At 36.1% G+C, this 20880-nt stretch carries 22 protein-coding genes; 9 read left to right on the top strand and 13 right to left on the bottom strand.

From position 1 onward, the window contains the following. Positions 1-101: 101 nt before the first annotated feature. The 4 genes from phnE (ACAN53_RS16185) to ACAN53_RS16170 all read right to left on the bottom strand — a co-directional run bounded on the left by phnE (ACAN53_RS16185) (position 102) and on the right by ACAN53_RS16170 (position 3546). Positions 102-905 carry a phosphonate ABC transporter, permease protein PhnE gene (gene phnE / locus ACAN53_RS16185; protein WP_379971193.1) on the bottom strand — a complete coding sequence of 268 codons (804 nt, stop codon included), beginning with the start codon at positions 903-905 and terminating at the stop codon, positions 102-104. Beyond that, positions 902-1693 (bottom strand): phosphonate ABC transporter, permease protein PhnE, encoded by a 792-nt coding sequence (gene phnE, locus ACAN53_RS16180; protein WP_379971192.1) that lies wholly within the window; start codon positions 1691-1693, stop codon positions 902-904. Before phnE (ACAN53_RS16180) ends, phnE (ACAN53_RS16185) begins: the two co-directional genes overlap by 4 nt. Continuing rightward, complete coding sequence (phnC, locus tag ACAN53_RS16175; protein WP_379971191.1) at positions 1690-2463, bottom strand: phosphonate ABC transporter ATP-binding protein; 774 nt, start codon at positions 2461-2463, stop codon at positions 1690-1692. The genes phnE (ACAN53_RS16180) and phnC overlap by 4 nt, the downstream gene beginning before the upstream one ends. 144 nt (positions 2464-2607) lie before the next feature. Beyond that, positions 2608-3546: a phosphate/phosphite/phosphonate ABC transporter substrate-binding protein gene (locus tag ACAN53_RS16170; RefSeq protein WP_379971190.1), complete on the bottom strand. Its 939-nt coding sequence runs from the start codon at positions 3544-3546 to the stop codon at positions 2608-2610. Between the two features lie 194 nt (positions 3547-3740). Here ACAN53_RS16170 and ACAN53_RS16165 point away from each other — a divergent pair, with 194 nt between their 5' ends. After that, positions 3741-5333 carry a bifunctional metallophosphatase/5'-nucleotidase gene (locus ACAN53_RS16165; RefSeq protein ID WP_379971254.1) on the top strand — a complete coding sequence of 531 codons (1593 nt, stop codon included), beginning with the start codon at positions 3741-3743 and terminating at the stop codon, positions 5331-5333. A gap of 76 nt (positions 5334-5409) precedes the next feature. On the opposite strand, the gene ACAN53_RS16160 is transcribed toward ACAN53_RS16165, so the two are convergent. Beyond that, positions 5410-6255: a YitT family protein gene (locus tag ACAN53_RS16160; protein WP_379971253.1), complete on the bottom strand. Its 846-nt coding sequence runs from the start codon at positions 6253-6255 to the stop codon at positions 5410-5412. A 65-nt stretch (positions 6256-6320) separates the two neighbouring features. Beyond that, entirely contained in the window at positions 6321-6647 is a 327-nt protein-coding gene (locus tag ACAN53_RS16155) for a YnfA family protein (RefSeq protein ID WP_379971189.1), read from the bottom strand. Between the two features lie 292 nt (positions 6648-6939). Here ACAN53_RS16155 and ACAN53_RS16150 point away from each other — a divergent pair, with 292 nt between their 5' ends. The 6 genes from ACAN53_RS16150 to ACAN53_RS16125 all read left to right on the top strand — a co-directional run bounded on the left by ACAN53_RS16150 (position 6940) and on the right by ACAN53_RS16125 (position 12406). Further along, positions 6940-7353, top strand: coding sequence for a hypothetical protein (locus ACAN53_RS16150; RefSeq protein WP_379971188.1), 414 nt, complete (start codon positions 6940-6942; stop codon positions 7351-7353). Position 7354: 1 nt separating this feature from the next. Further along, positions 7355-8227 (top strand): FAD:protein FMN transferase, encoded by an 873-nt coding sequence (locus tag ACAN53_RS16145; protein ID WP_379971187.1) that lies wholly within the window; start codon positions 7355-7357, stop codon positions 8225-8227. 2 nt (positions 8228-8229) lie between these two features. Further along, positions 8230-8754, top strand: a complete 525-nt coding sequence (locus tag ACAN53_RS16140) for a ferric reductase-like transmembrane domain-containing protein (protein WP_379971186.1) — start codon at positions 8230-8232, stop codon at positions 8752-8754. A gap of 231 nt (positions 8755-8985) precedes the next feature. After that, entirely contained in the window at positions 8986-9690 is a 705-nt protein-coding gene (locus tag ACAN53_RS16135; RefSeq protein WP_379971185.1) for an FTR1 family iron permease, read from the top strand. 330 nt (positions 9691-10020) lie between these two features. Beyond that, on the top strand, positions 10021-11268 hold the full coding sequence (locus tag ACAN53_RS16130) for a DUF445 domain-containing protein (protein ID WP_379971184.1): 1248 nt from the start codon (positions 10021-10023) through the stop codon (positions 11266-11268). A gap of 478 nt (positions 11269-11746) precedes the next feature. Beyond that, positions 11747-12406, top strand: a complete 660-nt coding sequence (locus ACAN53_RS16125; protein WP_379971183.1) for a lysozyme family protein — start codon at positions 11747-11749, stop codon at positions 12404-12406. 72 nt (positions 12407-12478) lie between these two features. On the opposite strand, the gene tatC is transcribed toward ACAN53_RS16125, so the two are convergent. After that, entirely contained in the window at positions 12479-13234 is a 756-nt protein-coding gene (gene tatC, locus ACAN53_RS16120; protein WP_379971182.1) for a twin-arginine translocase subunit TatC, read from the bottom strand. A 336-nt stretch (positions 13235-13570) separates the two neighbouring features. On the opposite strand from tatC, the gene ACAN53_RS16115 reads away from it, so the two are divergent. Together ACAN53_RS16115 and ACAN53_RS16110 are read left to right on the top strand one after the other, a co-directional pair. Beyond that, entirely contained in the window at positions 13571-14338 is a 768-nt protein-coding gene (locus ACAN53_RS16115) for a DODA-type extradiol aromatic ring-opening family dioxygenase (protein WP_379971181.1), read from the top strand. A gap of 184 nt (positions 14339-14522) precedes the next feature. Beyond that, on the top strand, positions 14523-15719 hold the full coding sequence (locus ACAN53_RS16110) for an MFS transporter (RefSeq protein ID WP_379971180.1): 1197 nt from the start codon (positions 14523-14525) through the stop codon (positions 15717-15719). A gap of 17 nt (positions 15720-15736) precedes the next feature. Here the strand turns inward: ACAN53_RS16110 and ACAN53_RS16105 are convergent, their stop codons facing one another. The 6 genes from ACAN53_RS16105 to ACAN53_RS16080 all read right to left on the bottom strand — a co-directional run bounded on the left by ACAN53_RS16105 (position 15737) and on the right by ACAN53_RS16080 (position 20867). Further along, complete coding sequence (locus ACAN53_RS16105) at positions 15737-16507, bottom strand: DUF4247 domain-containing protein (RefSeq protein WP_379971179.1); 771 nt, start codon at positions 16505-16507, stop codon at positions 15737-15739. Between the two features lie 11 nt (positions 16508-16518). Then, positions 16519-17025 carry a DUF4178 domain-containing protein gene (locus ACAN53_RS16100; protein WP_379971178.1) on the bottom strand — a complete coding sequence of 169 codons (507 nt, stop codon included), beginning with the start codon at positions 17023-17025 and terminating at the stop codon, positions 16519-16521. Between the two features lie 22 nt (positions 17026-17047). After that, a complete protein-coding gene (locus ACAN53_RS16095) occupies positions 17048-17452 on the bottom strand; it encodes a DUF350 domain-containing protein (RefSeq protein ID WP_379971177.1) in 405 nt (134 codons plus the stop codon). A 91-nt stretch (positions 17453-17543) separates the two neighbouring features. Then, on the bottom strand, positions 17544-18209 hold the full coding sequence (locus ACAN53_RS16090) for a PspA/IM30 family protein (RefSeq protein ID WP_379971176.1): 666 nt from the start codon (positions 18207-18209) through the stop codon (positions 17544-17546). Positions 18210-18315: 106 nt separating this feature from the next. Then, positions 18316-19347: an AI-2E family transporter gene (locus ACAN53_RS16085; protein WP_379971175.1), complete on the bottom strand. Its 1032-nt coding sequence runs from the start codon at positions 19345-19347 to the stop codon at positions 18316-18318. A gap of 419 nt (positions 19348-19766) precedes the next feature. After that, positions 19767-20867 (bottom strand): GerAB/ArcD/ProY family transporter, encoded by a 1101-nt coding sequence (locus ACAN53_RS16080; RefSeq protein WP_379971174.1) that lies wholly within the window; start codon positions 20865-20867, stop codon positions 19767-19769. Positions 20868-20880 lie beyond the last annotated feature (13 nt).

Raw genomic sequence — 20880 nt, 5'->3', positions numbered from 1 at the left:
ATCCATGTAATCTTGGCAGCACTTAATTTTTCTTTCGAATCCTCCTTTTTCCCAAGTACAAAAAGGACTAGCATTCGCTAGTCCCTTTTCAACAGATACCATTACACTAATTTTTTTCGTATATATCCGGAAATCAAATCTATGAGCGTCACCATAATAATAATCCCGAGTAATATAATTCCAACTCGTGACCAATTACGTGAGCTAAGTGCAAAGATGAGAGGTGTACCGATTCCTCCTGCACCAATTACCCCTAGTATCGCAGCAGAACGAACATTGATTTCAAATCGATACAGTGTATAGGATAGAAAATCCGGCAATACTTGTGGCAACACCGCATACCATAGAATCTGTATTTTATTTGCGCCAGTTGCGATAAGGGCTTCGGTTGGACCCAAATCTATATTTTCAATAGACTCTGAGAATAGCTTTCCTAGCATACCAATGGAATGTAATCCAAGGGCTAGCACTCCGGCGAAAGAGCCTGGCCCCACCGCTTTAATGAAGAGAAGCGCCATAACGATTTCAGGAAATGTCCGTACGAAACTGAGCACAAATTTTCCTGTTCTAGAAATGACCCTTCCTTTGCTCATATTGTTTGCTGCCCAAAATGCAAACGGTACACACAATACGCAAGAAATAAATGTTCCTAGCACCGCAATGGCCAGTGTATCAATCAATCCATGAACTAAGTCTTCTCCATCAGGAAGCAGCACATAGCTCCAATCTGGGTGAATAATGCCTGAGAGGATTGAATTTGTAATTTGACCTGCTGTTGGTTTAATTCCATGAATAGGCATTCCTGAAAATGCCCATACGTAAATGAGGGCTAGCACCGCAACAATACTCCAACGATATAAATTTATTTTTCTAGTTTTTTGTATCATTTTCGAATTAGTAGTCATAGCAGTTTCTCCTGTAAACTTGTACTAACGTAGTCAATGAGCAACACAATGACTAACGTATAAATAATAATAGAAGAGGTTTGCTGATATTGTAAGAATCCTAACGTTTGCTCATAATACAAACCAATTCCTCCTGCTCCTACTAATCCCAACACTGCTGCAGCCCGAACGTTTACTTCAAACGTATATAGTACAAAGGAGATAAACTGCGCTGTAATTTGTGGAATAATCGCATAAAAAATCCATTGAATCTTATTTGCTCCAACGGCTGTCATGGCCTCTAATGGTCCTTTATCAATCGCTTCTATTGCTTCATATAATAGCTTAGCAATCAGACCTACCGAAAAAGCAGTTAGGGCTAAAATACCTGGCAAAGACCCTATCCCAAATATTGCTACAAAAATGGCGGCAAGAAGTATATCAGGTACCGTACGAATTAAATTTAAAAGAAACCTAGCTGATCCATACAAAATAGGAGATGAAACAATATTATTTGCTGCGAGTAGAGAAAGTGGAACAGCAAGAATGGCACCAAATGTAGTACCAAGAATAGCCATACGCAAAGTATCAAGCATAGCACTTGTTATTTTGGAAAAGTAATTCCAATCAGGAGGTACCATTTGTTTTAGTAAATCCAACATATTCGGTAATCCATCTATTAACTTTGAAAGCGAAGCATCAACTTGAATTCCACTTCCGAAAAATAATAAAAGTAACAAAATAGCCGTAAATGTATGCTTTAGCTTACTAGGAGGAGTAGGTAGTTTCTTTGTTGTAGCACTACTCATTTGGCAACCTCTCCTAATAATTCATCTTTGTCGATGGGACGACCATAAATTTCAGCAAACACCTCATCCGTTGCTTCCTCTACGGTTCCATCAAACACGATTTCTCCTGCGCGTAAGCCAATGATACGCGTTGCATATTCTCTCGCTAAATCAATAAAATGTAAATTCACAACGGTAGTTATACCCAAATCTTGATTAATTCGCTTTAAATCATCCATCACTTGCTTTGTCGTGAGGGGATCAAGAGATGCGACCGGTTCATCTGCAAGAATCACCTTTGCCTCCTGTGCAAGTGCTCTAGCAATTGAAACCCGTTGTTGCTGCCCACCGGATAATTCATCTGCACGAGAATATGCTTTTTCTAAAATATTTACTCGATCAAGGGCATTCAGAGCTAGCTCTATATCTTGGTTTGGAAACAATCCAAGCACCGTGCGTAATGTAGAGTGATAACCAACGCGGCCCGATAATACGTTTCGTAGTACAGAAGAACGCTTTACGAGATTAAAGCTTTGGAAAATCATGCCGATGTCACGGCGAATGTGGCGAAGCTCCTTTCCCTTTGCAGCTGTAATCGATTTCCCATCAATACTTATTTCACCAGTTGTAATCTCATGAAGACGATTAATTGAACGAAGTAGTGTTGATTTACCCGCACCAGAAAGTCCTACAATAACGACAAATTCCCCTTTATTGATTGTAAAGTTAAGTTTATTTAAACCGACTGTCCCGTTCGGATATACTTTCGAAACATTATGAAACTCAATCACGTATGTGCCCTACCTTCTATTAAATGTGAACGTATGATTTCTTCTTTAACTAGAAAAATGACTAACCGTATTACATGTCAATATAACACGCAATACAGCTGGCCATATTCTATATCATGGAAAGTAATTTCTTAACAAGTACAATTATTTTGTTTTTACTTTTGTATTATATTGGCGTACGATATCGAATTTGCTATCATCCGATTTCACATAACCTTCATGGGAATAAATGTCTCTAATGATTTTTTGACTTTCTGGATCCTTACCAAGATCAATGAATGCCTGTTGAATTTTTTCTACCCAAGCTTGATCCATGTCAGACCGAACCGAAATCGTGTCATTCGGGATTTTTTCTGTGAACTTAATGATTTGCGTTTGTTCAAATACTTTCGGGTAGTCTTTTTTCACCGTATTACGTGCATCTTGAAACACAACTGCCGCATCTACATCTCCGTTTAAAAGAGCAATAACAGCTTGGTCATGACCCTTTAACGTTACTGGTTGAACATCTTTTAATGGATCGATTCCTGCATCCTGAAGGACAGCTGCAGGCCATACATATCCAGCAGAAGAAGTTACGTTTTGATATCCAATCTTCTTACCTTTTAAATCTTTAATATCTTTTATTGGGGAATCCTTTTTCACAAGAAATTCTGCTTTATAGAAATCTACTAAATCTTTAGTAGGTTGACCTGTTGCATCATCCACACCAAAACGTTGTGCTTGAAGTGCTACGTTTGCTGCTTTCTTATCATGCGCTAAAACGTAAGCAGTTGGAGGCAAAAATCCAACATCTACTTGTTTAGATGCCATCGCTTCAATGATAGTGTTATAATCAGTTGAAACGCTAACTTTTACTGGAATACCCAACTTATCACTTAATAGCTTTTCGAGTGGCTTAGCTTTTGCTTCTAGTGTATCCGCACTTTGTGATGGTACAAATTGAACTGTTAAAGACTTGGGAACATATCCTTGATTCGTAGGTTGTGTACTTGCTGTTGTATTTTCTTTCGTTCCGCATCCAGCTAGAATACTAGCTGTTAGAGCAAGAGTAGTACAAATCGCAACAATTTTCTTAAACATGTATTTACCTCCGTTTATAACAATTTTATTAATAATCTAGTACCAGAAGGTAATATAACATACAATTTCCATTATAATACTAAATAAACAGTATTATTACATTAATTACACAGTTTGTTTACAATTGTAATTTAATGTATATTAAAATATCTTACTTTACTTTTTATAATGAACAAGGGGGCATTTCAGTGAGCATGCACAAGCAAGTGCAACTGACTATATTGGAGACCAGTGATATACACGGTAACATTTATCCGATTACTTATAGTAACAATCAACCTGCAGAAGTAGGTATTGCAAAAATCGCTACGCTTATTAAACAAGAACGTTCTCTTCATGAAGAGGTAATTGTTATTGATAACGGTGATCTTATTCAAGGAACTCCTCTTACATATCATTATGCAAAATCTATGCTCCAACAAGAAAATCCGATGTCTCTTATTTTGAATCATATCGGCTACGATGCAGCCATAATTGGTAATCACGAATTTAACTATGGTATGGACGTATTAATGCATGCTATCACTTCTTCCACCTACCCCTATCTATGTGCAAATATTTTAGATGCACAAACGAACGAGCCATACTTTGGAGCACCTTATATAATAAAAAAAATACAACCGGATATTACAATTGCAATCCTTGGCGTTACCACTCATTACATTCCAAATTGGGAGAATCCCGACTATATTGCAGCCTTATCCTTTGAAGATGCTCTTGAATCAACAAAAAAATGGGTACAATACATACGTGAAAAAGTAAATCCTGATTTACTCATCGTTTCCTATCACGGCGGCTTTGAAAGAGATTTACAGACGGGTGAACCAATCGAAAAACTTACTGGTGAAAATCAAGGATATGCTATTTGTCATGAAATTGATGGGATTGATGTCCTTCTTACCGGTCATCAACATCGTGCCATAGCAGGCGAAAAAGTAAATGGTGTAACCGTTTTGCAACCAAGCTTTAATGGTCACGCGCTAGGAAAGGTGTCTGTAACTTTCGAACATAATGGTACGCAGTGGAACGTAGCACAGAGTCAGTCAGAGCTACTTTCTACAAAAGATGTTGTGCCAGATGAAGAAATATTGAAATTGACTTCTTCTTATGAAGAAATCACACAACAATGGCTGGATCAGCCGATTGGAAAAATCGAAGGGGATATGAGTATATCGGATGCGATGCAAATACGCATGCAGGATAATGCTGTTATTGAGTTTATTAATAAAGTACAAATGGATATTGCACATGTAAATATTTCAAATACTGCCCTTTTTCACAATCATTCATTAGGTTTTCCTACGAATATTACAATGCGTGATATCGTATCGAATTATATCTATCCCAATACATTAAAGGTCATTCGAATTACTGGTCAGGATATTAAAGATGCGTTGGAGCAATCTGCAGACTATTTCCTACTAGATGAAAAACAGAATATCATCGTGAATCCAGCATTCATGGAACCAAAGCCACAGCACTACAATTATGACATGTGGGAAGGGATTTCCTACGTTTTAAACATTACAAAGCCAGTTGGCGACCGTGTCCAACAACTAGAATACGAGGGGAAACCACTCAATCTCGAAGAAGAATTTGATGTTGTAATGAATAACTACCGTGCTGGTGGCGGGGGAAATTACACCATGTATCAAAATAAGCCCATCATAAAAGACATTCCAATGGATATGGCAGAGCTTATTACAAACTATATACTAGAAAGAAAAACAGTACAGGCTACCGTGAATCATAACTGGAAGGTAGTTGCAGATGATTCGTTGTATTAATCTTGGATACAAAATCATCTGATGAACATAAGAAAAGAAACAGGAATGGCTGATGAAAGGCCATTCCTGTTTCCTTTTAATGAATCCCTTTCTTCTTAAAGCGACCGCCCCGTACTTCTGCAATATTTGCTACAGCTAAGAAGGCATTTGGATCTTTTTCCTCAACAATTGATTTAAGCTTTGCTTCTTCTAATCTTGAAATAACAGCAAAAATAACTTTCTTATCATCACCTGTATAAGCACCCTCGCCGCTCAAGTATGTAACACCACGACCTAACCGGGCTAAGATTGCCTCGCCAATTTCTTGATGGTGATCACTAATAATCCAAGCAGATTTCGACTCGTCAAGACCTAGAATTACCACATCAATCGTACGAAATGCAATGAAATATGCCATTAATGAGTACATTGCTCTATCCCATCCGAAAACAAATCCTGCACTTCCAAGAATAAATATATTAAAAAACATGATAATTTCTCCGACTGAAAACGGAACCCTACTATTAATTAATATAGCCGTGATTTCTGTTCCATCTAAGGATCCACCATTTCGAATCACTAATCCAACACCGATTCCTGCCAGAACACCGCCAAAAACAGTCGCTAGTAAAATATCTCCCGTTAGTTTGGGAACTGTATGTAATAATCCCGTACTTATTGAAAGTACAATAATCCCGTATAAAGTGGAAACTGCAAATGTTTTCCCTATTTGCTTATATCCAATAAAGAAAAAAGGAAGATTAATGATAAAGATAAAAACTCCTAGAGGTAACCCCGTTATATGGGCAAGCATAATTGCAATACCTGTTATCCCACCATCAATTACGTTATTTGGAATAAGAAAAACTTCAAGTCCGACTGCCATTAATATAGCACCTATTGTAACAAAAAAAGCTCGCTTTGCTACATTACGTATCGACATACCTTTACGATTCACCTTTATTTGCAACTGCTCTTCTACATTCAAATCTACTCCCCCTTTATGACTTAATGGCGTGGTCCCCCTAACATAATACCAACACCAATGACACACATACTTGCTCCAATCCAATCATAGAGATCCGGCACCTTACGATCGACCGCCCATCCCCATAGAAGAGATAAGATGATAAAAACCCCTCCATACGCCGCGTATACACGCCCGAAATACGGAAAAGATTGGAAGGTAGGAATAATCCCATATACTATGAGAATGATTCCACCAAATACACCATAACTAGCCGTATAACCTTCTCTAAGCCATAGCCAAATTAAATATCCACCACCAATTTCAGCAAGTCCGGCTACAATAAATAAAAGAAAGGACTGAGCCATCTCTGAACACCCCTTCTATTTTTTTCATGTATATCAAATTATTTTCTTTAGAGATACCCATATTTTTATACACTTCATACTTATCCTTTTTTGAAAAACGAAAACATTTTATACCCTATTCTTCCATTATACAAACATCTGCAAAAAGTTAAAAATAAATTGTTACATACTTTCTTGTCCAAAACTCGAATGACTTTTTTAAAATTTTTCATTAGGGTTAAGGTTATTTTAAGAATTAGCCCTTATTATACAATATATAAACAATACAAATACAAAAAAGGAGCACAATACCATGAGCCAAAAAACATTGATTACTTGGGGTGTTAGAATAAGCAGTGTTTCTCTTGTCGCAGGAATGGTTTCTTATTTAGGATATACAAATACGATTGCACAAAATAATAATGCGGGGGTCTCTATCCCTTCCCAAAATTCTGAAGATGCCCCTGAAACTGATACGAATGCTAAATCAGATGATAATTCATCCTTTACACCGCCTGACACAAGTAGTAATAGCAATTCTAGTAGCTGGAATTCAGATAATGGAAATTCAAACAGTAATAATTCAAGTAACAACAATTCCAGCAGTAACAATTCTAATAGCTACTCTAGTAACAGCAATTCTAGCAGCAGTGTAAGTCCTTCACAAGGATATAGTGCTCCTTCTCATAGTAAGAAGAGCTACAGTTCTACTACTGGAGGCTCATAATATGAACAAGTATTCCTTTCATGCCATGAGTACAAAGGTTGAACTTGGAATTGTTTCCTATTTAGATTCTGAAATTCTTCATCAAGTGGAGATTTGGCTAGGCGCAATTGAAAATACATGTAGCCGATTTCGACCAGACAGTGAGCTTTCTCAGCTAAACGAGCATGTAGGCGAAGAAAGAGCAGTTTCCTTTTCCCTCTTTCAAATCTTAGAAAAGGCTGAGGAGTTTTACAAGGATACAGATGGAATATTTAATCCAGGCATTCTAACTACCTTGGAACAAGAAGGATATACAAAATCCATTGAGTACATTCGAGACAAGGAAGTGGAGGCACTTACACTTTCTACCTCGATTGTTCCACAACCTCCGTTTACGCTAAATACAGCTAAAGGAACGGTTACTCTTCACACTAGAATTGATTTAGGTGGGATAGCGAAAGGATGGGCGTTAGATTATATCGCAGCTCTGCTAGAAGCACATGCAGATGGATTTATTAATATAGGCGGGGATATACGTGTTTTCGGAACGCTGCCATACCCTCTACACCTAGATATAGAAAACCCACTATCTAATACTGGTTATATTTCGTCCATTGATATTACTTCAGGAGGTCTCGCTACTTCAACATCAGCTAAGCGAAAATGGCTCGTGAACGGTGAGTATCACCATCATCTTATAGATCCCGCAACAGCACACTCATCTCAAAGTCCAATCATCTCTGCAACGGTTACTGCAAATAGCGCAGTCCAAGCAGATGTATGGGCAAAGGTCGTTCTTCTATTAGGGGAAGAAAAAGGAAAGCAGTGGATTCATAGAAAAGGTATACATGCTGTTCTTGTAGGTCAAGACGGCTCTATATGGAAGGAGCAATAAGAATGAATGAATATATTTGGTACTTGATTCGTGCAACAGGGACTGTGGCATATATATTATTATATGTTGCCACGATTATAGGGCTCTATACACAAATTTTAAAGAGAAAAAAGCGGAAAATAAATACTTGGCTAAACCTACATGAGCCATTATCAAATTGGGCATTTATTCTTGTTCTTGCTCATCTTGGATTTTTATTCTTTGACGCTTACGCAAAGTTCACATGGACTGATTTACTAATTCCATTCTCAACCAGCTATAAGCCACTGCCAATGGCACTAGGTATATTTTCACTTTACATTCTAACCATTACCATTATTACAACAAAGTTAAGAAAAGCAATCGGTATCAAATTTTGGCGTAAGCTTCACGTCTTTACACCAATTATGTACATTCTCGTTACGGTTCACTCCGTTCTAATCGGAACAGATTTCCAACTTACCATTGTGATGCTAATCAACTTGATTCCGGTTATTACATTTAGTTGGATCTTTATGAAACGTCACGATTCACAAGCTACCGCATAATATAAGGGGAGAACATGCTAACCCAAAAAGGGATAAGCCTCTCCTTTTTTTGCGTTGTCCTCAACCGTACCTCTAAAGTACAATCATCCAACCTACCAATAACCATACGAAACTAGTATTCTGCTCTTTCCAATATGATTTTGAGAATAATTCTCAAAATCATATTGACATGTAAGCGAATTCCTTATAATATGATGATATTGAAAATCATTATCAAAGGGGTTATCTACTATGCTATCAAGCTTGTTTTTATCTTTTCGTGAAGGACTCGAAGCAGCACTAGTTGTCGGCATAATACTAGCACAACTATCAAAAATGAATCGTAAAAATTTAACTTCTACCGTGTACGCAGGTGCCCTAGTAGGATTTATTGTAAGTTGTATAGTTGGTTTTTTTGGATTTCAAGGTGCGCAGCGATTTGAAGGAGAAGGAACAAAAGTATTCGAAGGAATAATGATGCTTCTTGCTGCTGCAATGATTGCTTACTTTATACTATGGCTTCACCGATCTAATCAACAAGGTGCAGACATTCGCTCTCAAGTATCCAAAAAATCTGATCGTTATGGTTTATTTATTATTACATTCGTTTCCGTATTTCGCGAAGGATTAGAGCTTGTTATCTTTAATCTTACCCAAATAACAAATGGTGCTTCTTCCATCGTTCTTGGAAGTGTGCTTGGAATTGCATTAGCAATAGCAGTCGCAAGTATTATCTTCAAATCCTCTATCAAATTTAATCTTGGCATTATCTTTAAAGTATTAGGTATCGTCTTAATATTGATTGGCGGAGAATTATTTAGTGAAGGTTTAATAAGACTTTGGCAAACTGGCGGAGAATTAGTAGAAAAAATAGGCATGGTTGCCTTTATCGTTCCCGCTCTTTATATATTCTTAAAACCTGATATACAAAAATGGAGAAAGGTTCCAAATGCATAATTGGACCCTTTCAATCATTATTCACATACTTCAAAATGGACCTTACCAATTAAGGTCCATTTTTTGTTACTCCATTCTACCCCCGTCCAGATTACTGATAACCAATCCTGTAAAATTAGTCTTTGACATGAGATAAGTAAATCATTAACTCTCCTCTTCCATTTACAGTCCTTATTTCATCGGTCTTTTCAAACTCTTATGCATTTCATTCATGAGTTCCAGTTATAATACGTTATAATAAAGAAAAATGTAATACATATGGCCTAAATTTGTTATAAAGCTATACATATGTCCATATCATAAATGTATCGTAAAGGGTGAATACAAAGAATGAAAATTCGAACAAAACAAATAGCAGGTGTTTCCTTAGGAATTATGGGAAGCGGTTTTCTTGCTACATTACCATTTCAACAATCTATCATTGGAACCATTGCACAGGGAGGATTCGAAGCTGGCCTAGTTGGTGGACTAGCCGATTGGTTTGCTGTTACAGCACTTTTCCGTCATCCCCTCGGTATTCCAATCCCACACACAGCACTTTTACCACGAAATCGTCAAAGAATGACAAACGGTCTAATTAATATGCTCGAGAACGAGTGGCTTACAAAAGAAAGCATCACATCAAAATTAAAGCAAATTCAAATTGTTGAAAAAATAATAGAAGCTATTGATAAAGAACTTCAAAAAAGTTCCGTACAAGAAGGAATACTAACAATTTTACGCCAAACCATTCTAAGGATAGATGAAGAAAAGATAGCTGGATTTGCTACAAAAGAACTTAAGAAGTACTTACATACCATTGATACGGATGTTTTGTTACAAACTGCAATTGACCAAATACTTCTTTATAACTATGAAGAAAACGTACTAGATTTCTTACTAGATAAGGTAAAAAATTGGGTAGAAAAGGACGATTCCCGTCACAAGCTTGGTAGTGCTGCTATGAAGGCACTGATGAATATTGAACTAGATGGATTTCTACAATTTGCGCTTAAATCATTTATAAATATTGTTGACGAAGATAAGCTTGGACAAATCATTCAAGATTTTCTACGAGGCGGCATTACGAGCTTACAGCAAGAAGAAAATGAAAATAGAGCAAACGTGTTACGCGCGGTGAAAGATGAACTCCAAAAGGCTAAGGAAAATGAATCCTTACTAACAACGATTCAAACATGGAAAGAAACACTCCTCTCCAAATGGGACGGGACGAACCAACTAACAGAATTACTTTCAAAGATAAAACAAAATTTGCTGCTAACACTAGCAGATAGCAGCTATGTTAATAGCCACCTTTTCCCTTATGTACTTCAAAAATGGGAAAATGTAAAAAATAATGCTACCTATCGCCAACAAGCTGAAAGCTGGATTCAAGAGCAATCTACTGTTTTAATCGAAAAAAACCACTCCAAAATTGGAAAACTTGTACAAGAAAACTTAGACAAGCTCGATAATAAAACACTCGTTACGATGATGGAACAAAACGTTGGTAAAGATCTTCAATGGATTCGAGTAAACGGAGCCGTATGTGGATTTTTAATAGGGATTGGCTTAACCATTTTTAAAATGATTGTATAACTAAAATGAGATAGCCTCGAAAAACCGCCTTCTTCTCAAAAAAGAAGGCGGTGAACAATCATAGACTTCGAAAAAAGGTGTAATAAAAGGGCACGATTGGTGCTCTTTTATTACACCTCTTTGCTCTCTGTTACAGGCACAATTCTACTACATCGTTTCCTTCCTAAACTCCTAATTGGGGCCATTAAAACATAGTACTTTTTCAGTGATCAACTCAAAAAAGAGGGCGGTATTTCGAGGAATTTCGACACTAATCATTGTTGTCAAGTTCTTTTTTCCTAAAAATATTGTCGAATAACTCAACATTTTCTCAACAATTTGTAAACTACATGTAATAAGACAATGCCCCTAAGTGTGATACTATTATAGAGAACTAATTCAACTTACTAATTTTAATTGTACTTTTGAGGGAATTAAAACCTATACAGAAGATACAATTTCAGTTCTATATATTTGTTAATAACGGAGGGATTTTAGCATGAATGTAAGAAAGCGGGGACGAATCCTCATTCCCCTCTTTTTACTCCCCATAGTACTCGGTTTTTTAATGATTTGGATTAATGAAAATGAGAATATTTTTCCTTTTTTTCAGTCGTCAGACTCAGTAGGTTCGCCAAGTAAGGTACTCACTTACAAATCCGATATTCAAAGGGAATTGAACAAATATCAGCTTGGAGAGTTTACTACCGTATTACTAGCAATTATGTATCAAGAAAGCCGCGGAGAAGGAAATGATCCGATGCAGGCTTCAGAATCAGCAGGATTAAAGCGAAACGCAATTACGAATCCCTCATCCAGCATTGAACAAGGTGTATCGCATTTTTATCAAATGTATGAGCTCGGCAAGAAGAGTAAGGTCGATATGGATACAATTATTCAAAGCTACAATATGGGACCAGGTTACATCCGTTATGTAGCTGAAAATGGATATAAACATACAGAGGAATTAGCAAAATCCTATTCTAAAATGCAGGTCGATAAGCATCCGACCATGTATACATGTGGTGGATTTAAAGGTAATTTTCGTTATCCCTACTGCTTTGGAGATTTCAGTTATGCCTCAAAGGTTCAAAAGAAACTAGCCGTTGTAGAAAAAACAATACAAACAAACAACTCAAAAGTAGCATTTGCTAAGTAATCAAGACTTTTCCTTGTTACTTCACCAAATAAAAAGAAATCGCAGGTAATGTAACCTGCGATTTCTTTTTATTTATACACTTAGAGATTCATTTCCCTCAGTTTCCATATAAGCCTGCTCTCGTTTTTGTTTGTTCCGATATGCGATATGAGAGGCAAGTACACTACTCTCATATAAAAGAATAAGCGGAATACTAACTGACAGATGAGAAATAATATCTGGCGGTGAAATACAACATGCTACGATAACTAAGATAAAATACGCATATCTTCTAGATTTTTGTAAATGCGCTGGTTTAATAATCCCAATACTTGTGAGAAACATAAATACAACCGGCATGTCAAAACATAGAGCAAATGGAATAACAAGATGAAAGATAAAATCAAAATACTTATCTACCGTATACATTTGTCGGAATACATCCCCGGCTAGAAACGAAATAAAGGAAAGAATATTGGGTAGAACAAAAAAGTAACCAATTACGAGACCAATAAGAAATAACACAAATAATAAAGGAATATACATAAGAGTCGCTTTTCTTTCATATTCCCGTAGCGCGGGCTTTACGAAGAGCCAACACTGAAGTGCCGCCACAGGAATGGTACCGATTATTGCGATGATAGCCGCTAATGTAATATAAAGTGATAATATGTCTCCAGGTCCAAGTACAACTAACTTTGTCACTAAATTTCTCGTAATAAAATGATACAATGGCTTTACTTCTGCAAAACCAATAATTAAGAATATAACAAAACATATACTTGTAATAATAAGACGTTTCCTTAGTTCGTTAATATGTTCGATATAATGGAATTCTTCAAGATTCATCATTTCAACTCCTCATGTAGAAGTAATGTTAATACCACATTTTAAGGTTTCATTTTCTGTATCGTATTACCATTTTCCTACGGATAGACTACTGATAAGAATAATAAATACAAATAATGTTCTCTCTCTTATTTTTTGTATCTATCACTAGATATAATCTTCTTTATATTTTTTCATTAGTACGTACATACTATAGTACGCAATATCATCCTATTCAAGACTATTATAAGAACAGATTATGACAGCTTAATTTTTACTTGACGAAATATAATTACCATTATATACTTACTTACATAAAGTAATTAACTAATGTAACATTAAGGAGGAATTATTACTATGATGCCATCTTTATTTTTAGCACATGGATCGCCCATGCTTGCGATAGAGCAAACACCATATACACAGTTTTTAGCAGATTTAGGGGAGCAACTTCGTCCAAAGGCAATCATTGTATTTACTGCTCACTGGGAAAGCGGTGAATTAACGATTTCCTCTTCTGATGATGAATATGATACCATTTACGATTTTGGTGGTTTTCCACCAGAACTATATACGATTAAATATCGTGCAAAAGGTTCTTCCGAAGTGGCTTCTAAGCTTGCCCAAAAGCTAACAAAAAGCGGAATAAGTGTAAGGAGAGATACATCACGTGGCTTAGATCATGGCGCTTGGACTTTATTACACCGAATTTATCCAGAAGCAGATATTCCTGTTGTACAAGTATCCATTCATCCTTATCTATCCCCTGCTGAGCAATATAAGATTGGGGAAGCTATTCGTGAATTAAGAGAGGAAGACATTCTTATCATTGGTAGCGGCGTAACTGTTCATAACCTAGGTATGTTAGAATGGGATCAAGCAACACCTGAAAAATGGGCTTTGGAATTCGACGACTGGTTAATCGATCATATCCAGAAAAATGATTTACAATCCCTTTTCAATTATGCGAAATTAGCACCAAAAGCTCGTTTAGCTGTTCCACGTCCTGAACACTTTGTACCATTATTTATTGCAATGGGAAGCGGAAATCCTAATCAAAAAGCTAAGATTATTAACCGTTCGTATGATCTTGGTACATTAAGTTATCTATGCTTAGAATTTTAAATTGTAGGTAAATAACCTAAAATAATGTAAAGAACGTGCTATCTTATGCAAGAGATGGCACGTTCTTTCATTTTTTCAATCTCATTTCTTCTTCTTTTCTTGACTCATTTTCTCTTATCATGATAAGTTTACCTAGGTAAGTAATTTGTTAACGAAAGATTCACATTTATCAGGAGGAACGTACATGACAAAACCGAAGCTATGGACACCGAATTTCATCCGTGTCTCAATCAGTAATTTTTTTCTGTTTTTAGTATTTTATTGTCTACTCGTCACTCTACCTATATATGCCATGCAAACATTTCATAGTCATGCTTCTTCAGCAGGCTTACTAGTTACTGTATTTCTATTTGCGGCAATAATTATACGCCCATTAACAGGCAGATGGATTGAACAACTGGGGAGACGAACTGTTCTTACAGTATCATTCTTAATTTTTTTTGTAGTTGCACTATTATATTTTGTCCCGCAGGGGATTACCGGTCTATTGGTTCTACGTTTCTTACATGGAATTGGATTTGGAATGGCAACAACGGTGGCTGGAACAATTGTCGCCGATGTAATTCCGAGTTCCCGCATAGGTGAAGGTATGGGGTATTTCACCATGTCAACAAATCTAGCGATGGTATTGGGACCATTTATCGGATTAACAATCTATCAAAATTTTGGCATATCAAACTTATTTATAATAAGCTCTTCATTTGCCTTTCTATCTCTTCTTATTGGTTTATTAATTAAAATTCCAAAGTACTTGCCAGAAAACAATCCCTCCGTGCCACATATAGAATTCTCTTTCTCAAATCTGTTTGAGGTATCGGCGATTCGTATTTCATTGGTGGCATCCATATTTGCACTGGTATACTCATCCATACTTTCCTTCGTATCTGTCTATGCAAAAGGAATAGGGTTTGCATCTTCAGCAAGCTACTTTTTTGTTGTCTATGCAGTTGTACTTATTCTTTCAAGACCATTTACTGGGAAATGGTTTGACTTGTATGGCGCAAATAAAGTAATGTATCCTTCAATTCTCTTGTTTGCTATTGGCATGGTCGTGTTAAGTACAGCAAATTCAGCACTTTTATTTCTTCTATCAGCAGCGCTTATCGGTCTTGGATGGGGTACTTTATTTCCGTTTCTCCAGACGATTGCCATTCGTAATGCAGCTCCTTCACGAAAAGGAGTAGCTACAGCTACCTTTTTATCTATATTTGACACAGGTATAGGAATTGGATCGGTTGTCGTAGGACTTGCAGCTGGCATCGGATTTCGTTCTCTATACTTCTATAGTACCTTTGTTATTCTTCTTGCCATGCTTGGCTATTTTATTGTGACTAAAAAGAAAGTTGAATTACAGCCTAAAAAAGAAGCGACGAATCTATGATGATTCATCGCTTCTTTTCATTTTCGTTTTATTATGGTTCCTTTGCTTCCCACCTTTGTTTTCGGAGGTGAGTTGCTCTTAGGAGGAGTAATAGTAGATTGCTTTGGATTCACATTACTAGATGGTGTATCCGACTTAATAACATTTCCCTGGTTTTGATTTGTTGATGGTGTGCTCTTATCGGTAATCGTCCCTTGAGACCCTACTGACGTACCGCTCCCACCCGAATCACTTCGCTTAATAATACTTCCTACCCCTTGTTTCGTCAAAGGCGGAAGCGTTTTCTTTTCTTCAACAGTCGGCTTATGATAATCAATATTTGGTTTATAGGTATTTCGGTTTGAATAGCCCCGGTAATCACCATAATTCGTCCCTTTTTGAAAAAATACGCGATCCAATACACTGGCTAACAAATACCCTTCTAAAAAGGATGGATTATAATTATTTCGAACAAATTCTTGATTACTCACTTCAATTAATGTATCTGTCGGCTTATCTTTATCCTTTTGAATATTATATAATTCATCGGAATAGACAAGAAACATTTGATTATCGTCTGTTTTTGAAATTTGTTCTGGCTTTTTCTGTTCACTCAGCTGACTTGCTACCTCTGGAACAGTTTTGTTTTCAGCACGGTAAACATAGGATTGCTGACTTCCGTTATTCACGGCTGAATCGAGAGGATAGAGTGAACTAACTGATTGCTGGTTCGTACAGCCAAACAGTAACGAAGAAACGAGTACAACTGCTATGGCTGCTTTCATACTAGTAACGAACCGCTTTAGCATAATCGTCCCTCCTATGTTCCTCGTATAATCTGTACATCAGCAGTAAGAACAGATTCTCCCTCATACATCATCATGCGGCCATCCTGCCATTCAAGTCGTAGTAGCTTATGATTGTCAGACTGAAACTCCCAAATATATTGTTCACTGGAAGAGGGAAAAGGGGTTTTTCCTTGATTACTTACATAAGTAGAATAATTTTCTTCCATGTAATAATCTACATCATCCATATGAATGGTTGTTGGTACTTCTTGAATAGAATCGAGACGTCCATCGATTGGCGTATACAATTCATAATATAGTTTTTCTCTGCTCTCTACTTTTAAATATCTCATCGTGTTTCCATCTTGTAATGTTAAAAAGATCTCATTTCGACTCTGCAAACTCGTCTTACCAATAATTTCATAGGTAACTAACGATACCTCTAGAATATCTCCCAGAGCTAATGTTAAAACGCTTTTTTCCTGCTTTGGTGGCTCTGGCTTCTTCATAATATTTTTAATTCGATTAAATATACCCACAAGTATACTCTCCCTTAAATCATTATAGACAAGCAGCTAAAATAAGCGCTCCCACCACATGCAAGGAACCGCCTACGAGAGCATATGCAATCTTACCTTGCAATGTTCCTTCATCTAAATCAAAATCAGCTAAGCGTTGTAACATAAACTGCACAACATACTGAAGAAGGACTAGAATAAAAAAGGAAATAACAGAAGCAAGCAATGCTTGCCATAAATCATTGGATTTCAATATCGACTGTGACAAAATATATCCTTGCGCAAATAATTTCATAGCAAATCTTGTTGCAACTGCGACATTTCCTTTTTTCATCTCAGCTAAATCCTTATATTTTGTAAACAAAGAATCAATGCACATAAGTATGAAAAGGGTGACTGCTCCTGAAGCAGTCCAGACTAGCATGGCTACAACGTTCATCCACGTCATTGCATTTTCTCTCCTCACAAGTATGTTCCAAAGCATGTTTCCTTACATCCAAAACATGCTTTGGTAGAGATGCGAAGCCTTTTTTTAGATTCTATTTTTCATATTTCTTCATCAATTGTGCTAACTCATCATCAATTTCTTTGTCTTTGCTCATGCTTGCCAGTTCTTCATCAATAGATTTTTCCTTTTTATACACTTCTCCGCTCGCTTCTGCTTCTGCTTCTAATTGAAGTGCCTTATCTTCCATTCTCTTAAGTCCTGAAAGTGCAGTATTGGAATCAAATCCAGACATAGCTTTGTTTATATTTTTTTGCGCCTTTGCAGCATTAACGCGTGCAACAAGTGTTTCCCGTTTGTTTTTTAATTCGGTCACTTGCTTGCGCATTTCTTCAAGCTTTTCACGAAGATTATCAGCAGCCAACTTATTTTGCTCATAGCTAGCCTTATATTCATCACGTTTTTGCTCGGCATTTTTCTTCTCTTCCAAGGCTCTTCGTGCAAGATCTATGTTTTTCGCTTGTACAGCTAAATTTGCTTGTTCATCACGTTTATTCACTAAGGCTTCTTGTTCTTCATATAACAATTTGAACTTCTTCTCTAGAGCAATTTGTGCCGCAACACTTTTCTCTGCCTCTTCTAAATCCTCTTGCATATCGCGTAAGTATTGATCTGTCATTTTAATTGGATCTTCAGCTTTTTCGATAAGAGAATATACATTTGACAATGTTAGATCACGTAATCTTTTGAAAATTGACATGAACAAATTCCTCCATTCATTTTTGTAAAGATAGAAGCTTACTACATTCATAGTAACATAATATGTATCCTGATAAAAAATTTATAATCAAAGATAATATATTACATTACTTGTTGCTTTTTTGTTTATTTGTATCCACATCCAGAATATCAAGAAAGAACATAAAAATAGGAATGCCAATAATTAACCCCCAAATTCCTAAGAAATGCTCTGAAAAAATAAGAATCGTAAACGTATAAAACATCGGCAAATTGGTCTTTGATGACATGAGCTTTGGATTAAGTACATAGCCTTCTAGCATATGGAGCACTGTAATCATAATAATGACATATACAATATACATCATTCCACCAATTGTATATGCAACTGTACACAATGGAAGTAAAGAAATGAACACACCAGCAACAGGTACTAATCCAAAAAAGAAAATCATTAGCCCTAAACCAATTAACTGTGGAAAGCCCATGAAGTAGAGAGCTATAACACTTAATATACTATTCACAAAGGCAATAGCGAACTGTGCTTCAATTACTTTTCCAAACGACCTAGCAAACCGTTCCCCAAAATATTTCGTTTCTGTAAAAATAGCCGAAATCTTACTGTCTTCGAAACGATTCGTGAACTCAATAATTCTAGGCTTTTCTAAAAGATAAATACAACTTAAAATAAGCGATAAAAATACATCAAACCCTAGTTTTCCCACGTTTGTTGCATATTTGTACATCATATCAATAAACTGTGTTGTATATCCCGAAAGTTCATTTTGTTTTAATGTGTCAATAATATAAAGAATGATGGGATCATTAGGTGGGTGATTATAAAATGCCTTTAATTGCTTTACAAGTTGAATAATCTGTGTGGTGACGACCGGTAAAAATTTATAAATCACTATGAATAAAGCAATAACAAGTATGATATATAACACTGCTACCGTAAACTTACGATTTAATGAGATGATTTTTTGGAGGCGTGTTGATAGAAATTTATGTAGTCGACCCATTAAAAAGGTAAATATAAAAGTAAGTAAAATTAAGTTGATCATGCTGCGTAAGCTGTACAATAGGAGCGCTAAAAACAGTAAGATTAAAACCCGTTGAAAGCTATAGCTCTGAAAATATTTCCTCGTCCATGAGAACAATTGTGCATCCCAGCCTCTCCATAATCTAATGTTTTTCTATCACATTACCATAAACCCATATCCATCTATCGTGCGCCTGTTACACCATTTACTATAATTTATTTACCGTATAGAAACAATAATTCCGTTAATAATAATAATAAAAAGGATTGATTATGAAAACATTAATTATATTTATCATTACAAGTATTGCAATGCTAGCCTTAATTTTTTTACTGGATTTAGTACAGCATCGAGATCCTACACACTTGATACATACATTCATAAGTGCAAAACATAGAATGGAAAATGAAGATTATATACTTACTTTTCTTTTTATTACATCATTTATTTTTCTTACATTTATTAAGAAGAAAAGAAAAAAAAATTAAGGAAAGCTTGATTGATTGTGACACAAAGTGGAGGTTTATTCCTATTCCCTATGGTGTCACTTTCTTTTTTCCTCGTATCTTAGCGGTAAGCAGAAGTAAACAAGGTATAATGAATTGAATAGGAATGTGTAAATAATACGGAACAATTTTTAATCCTTCACGAATATGATTCATATAATTGGGAGCCATGACAATAGAACTGATAAAAATAATCGTTCCGACTGGGTAAATAAGTGTCGTAGGCTTTGATACGCGAAATAAATCGCTTAGCCCTATTACAGCACAAAAAAAGAAAACTGAAATTTTTACAAATCCTAAAATAACCAACAATAGAATAACTAACGCTTCCAATCGTTGAATGAAGCCAGCGTAGTTAATATAACTGACAACCGTTAAGATTGGGAAAATCGCTCGTTGTTCCACGTCTACCCCTAATATGGCAACATGACGCAGTGCATCGTTTGCTAGTAAGAGACCACTAACGAGAATAGCAATGACTCCAATTTTCCGGGCTTTCTTTTGATTTTGTAAATATGGTAGTAACATCGTAAATGCCACCATTTCTCCGAATGGAACGGTGAGTGTCATCGGAAATATTTGCTTAAAAACAGGTCCCAATCCATCACCTAAAATGGGTTTTATATTTTGCAAGGATATAAGACCGCTAATGATTTCTAAACCAATAATAGAATATAAAATAAAAAAATACACGAAAAAGTATATCCAAACGGATCGTATAAACACTTCAAATCCTTTGTAAATACCGTACATAATCGTCAGAATCATACATAAGCCAAGTAAAAAAATGGATGTCTGTTGATATATTGATATCATGAGAAGCTCTTCAAAATCTCTCAGTACCCTTGCAGCTATATAGATAAAATACAGGACGTATACAAATCCAACCAACCACCCTACATATTTCCCCCAAATTTCTCTGGAATATCCTGTAAAAGTCATGTTTGGATATTTATTATATAAAGCTACGTAAACAAAATAGATTAACGTTCCAAGCATTGCACTTATTAATAATACAATCCAACCATCCTGCTTGGCAGGCGCTGCGACATCTAATAACGAAGCGCTTCCTAGTTCAAACATAACGACTAAATAAAAAAACTGAAAGGTACTTATTTTTATCTCTTTCACGTTACATTCCTCC

Origin of the sequence: Ectobacillus soli, assembly GCF_042610425.1 — a bacterium.
GTDB lineage: Bacteria > Bacillota > Bacilli > Bacillales > Bacillaceae_G > Ectobacillus.
Note: the sequence above shows the minus strand (reverse complement) of the source record. Positions and strands in the feature narration are given on the sequence as shown.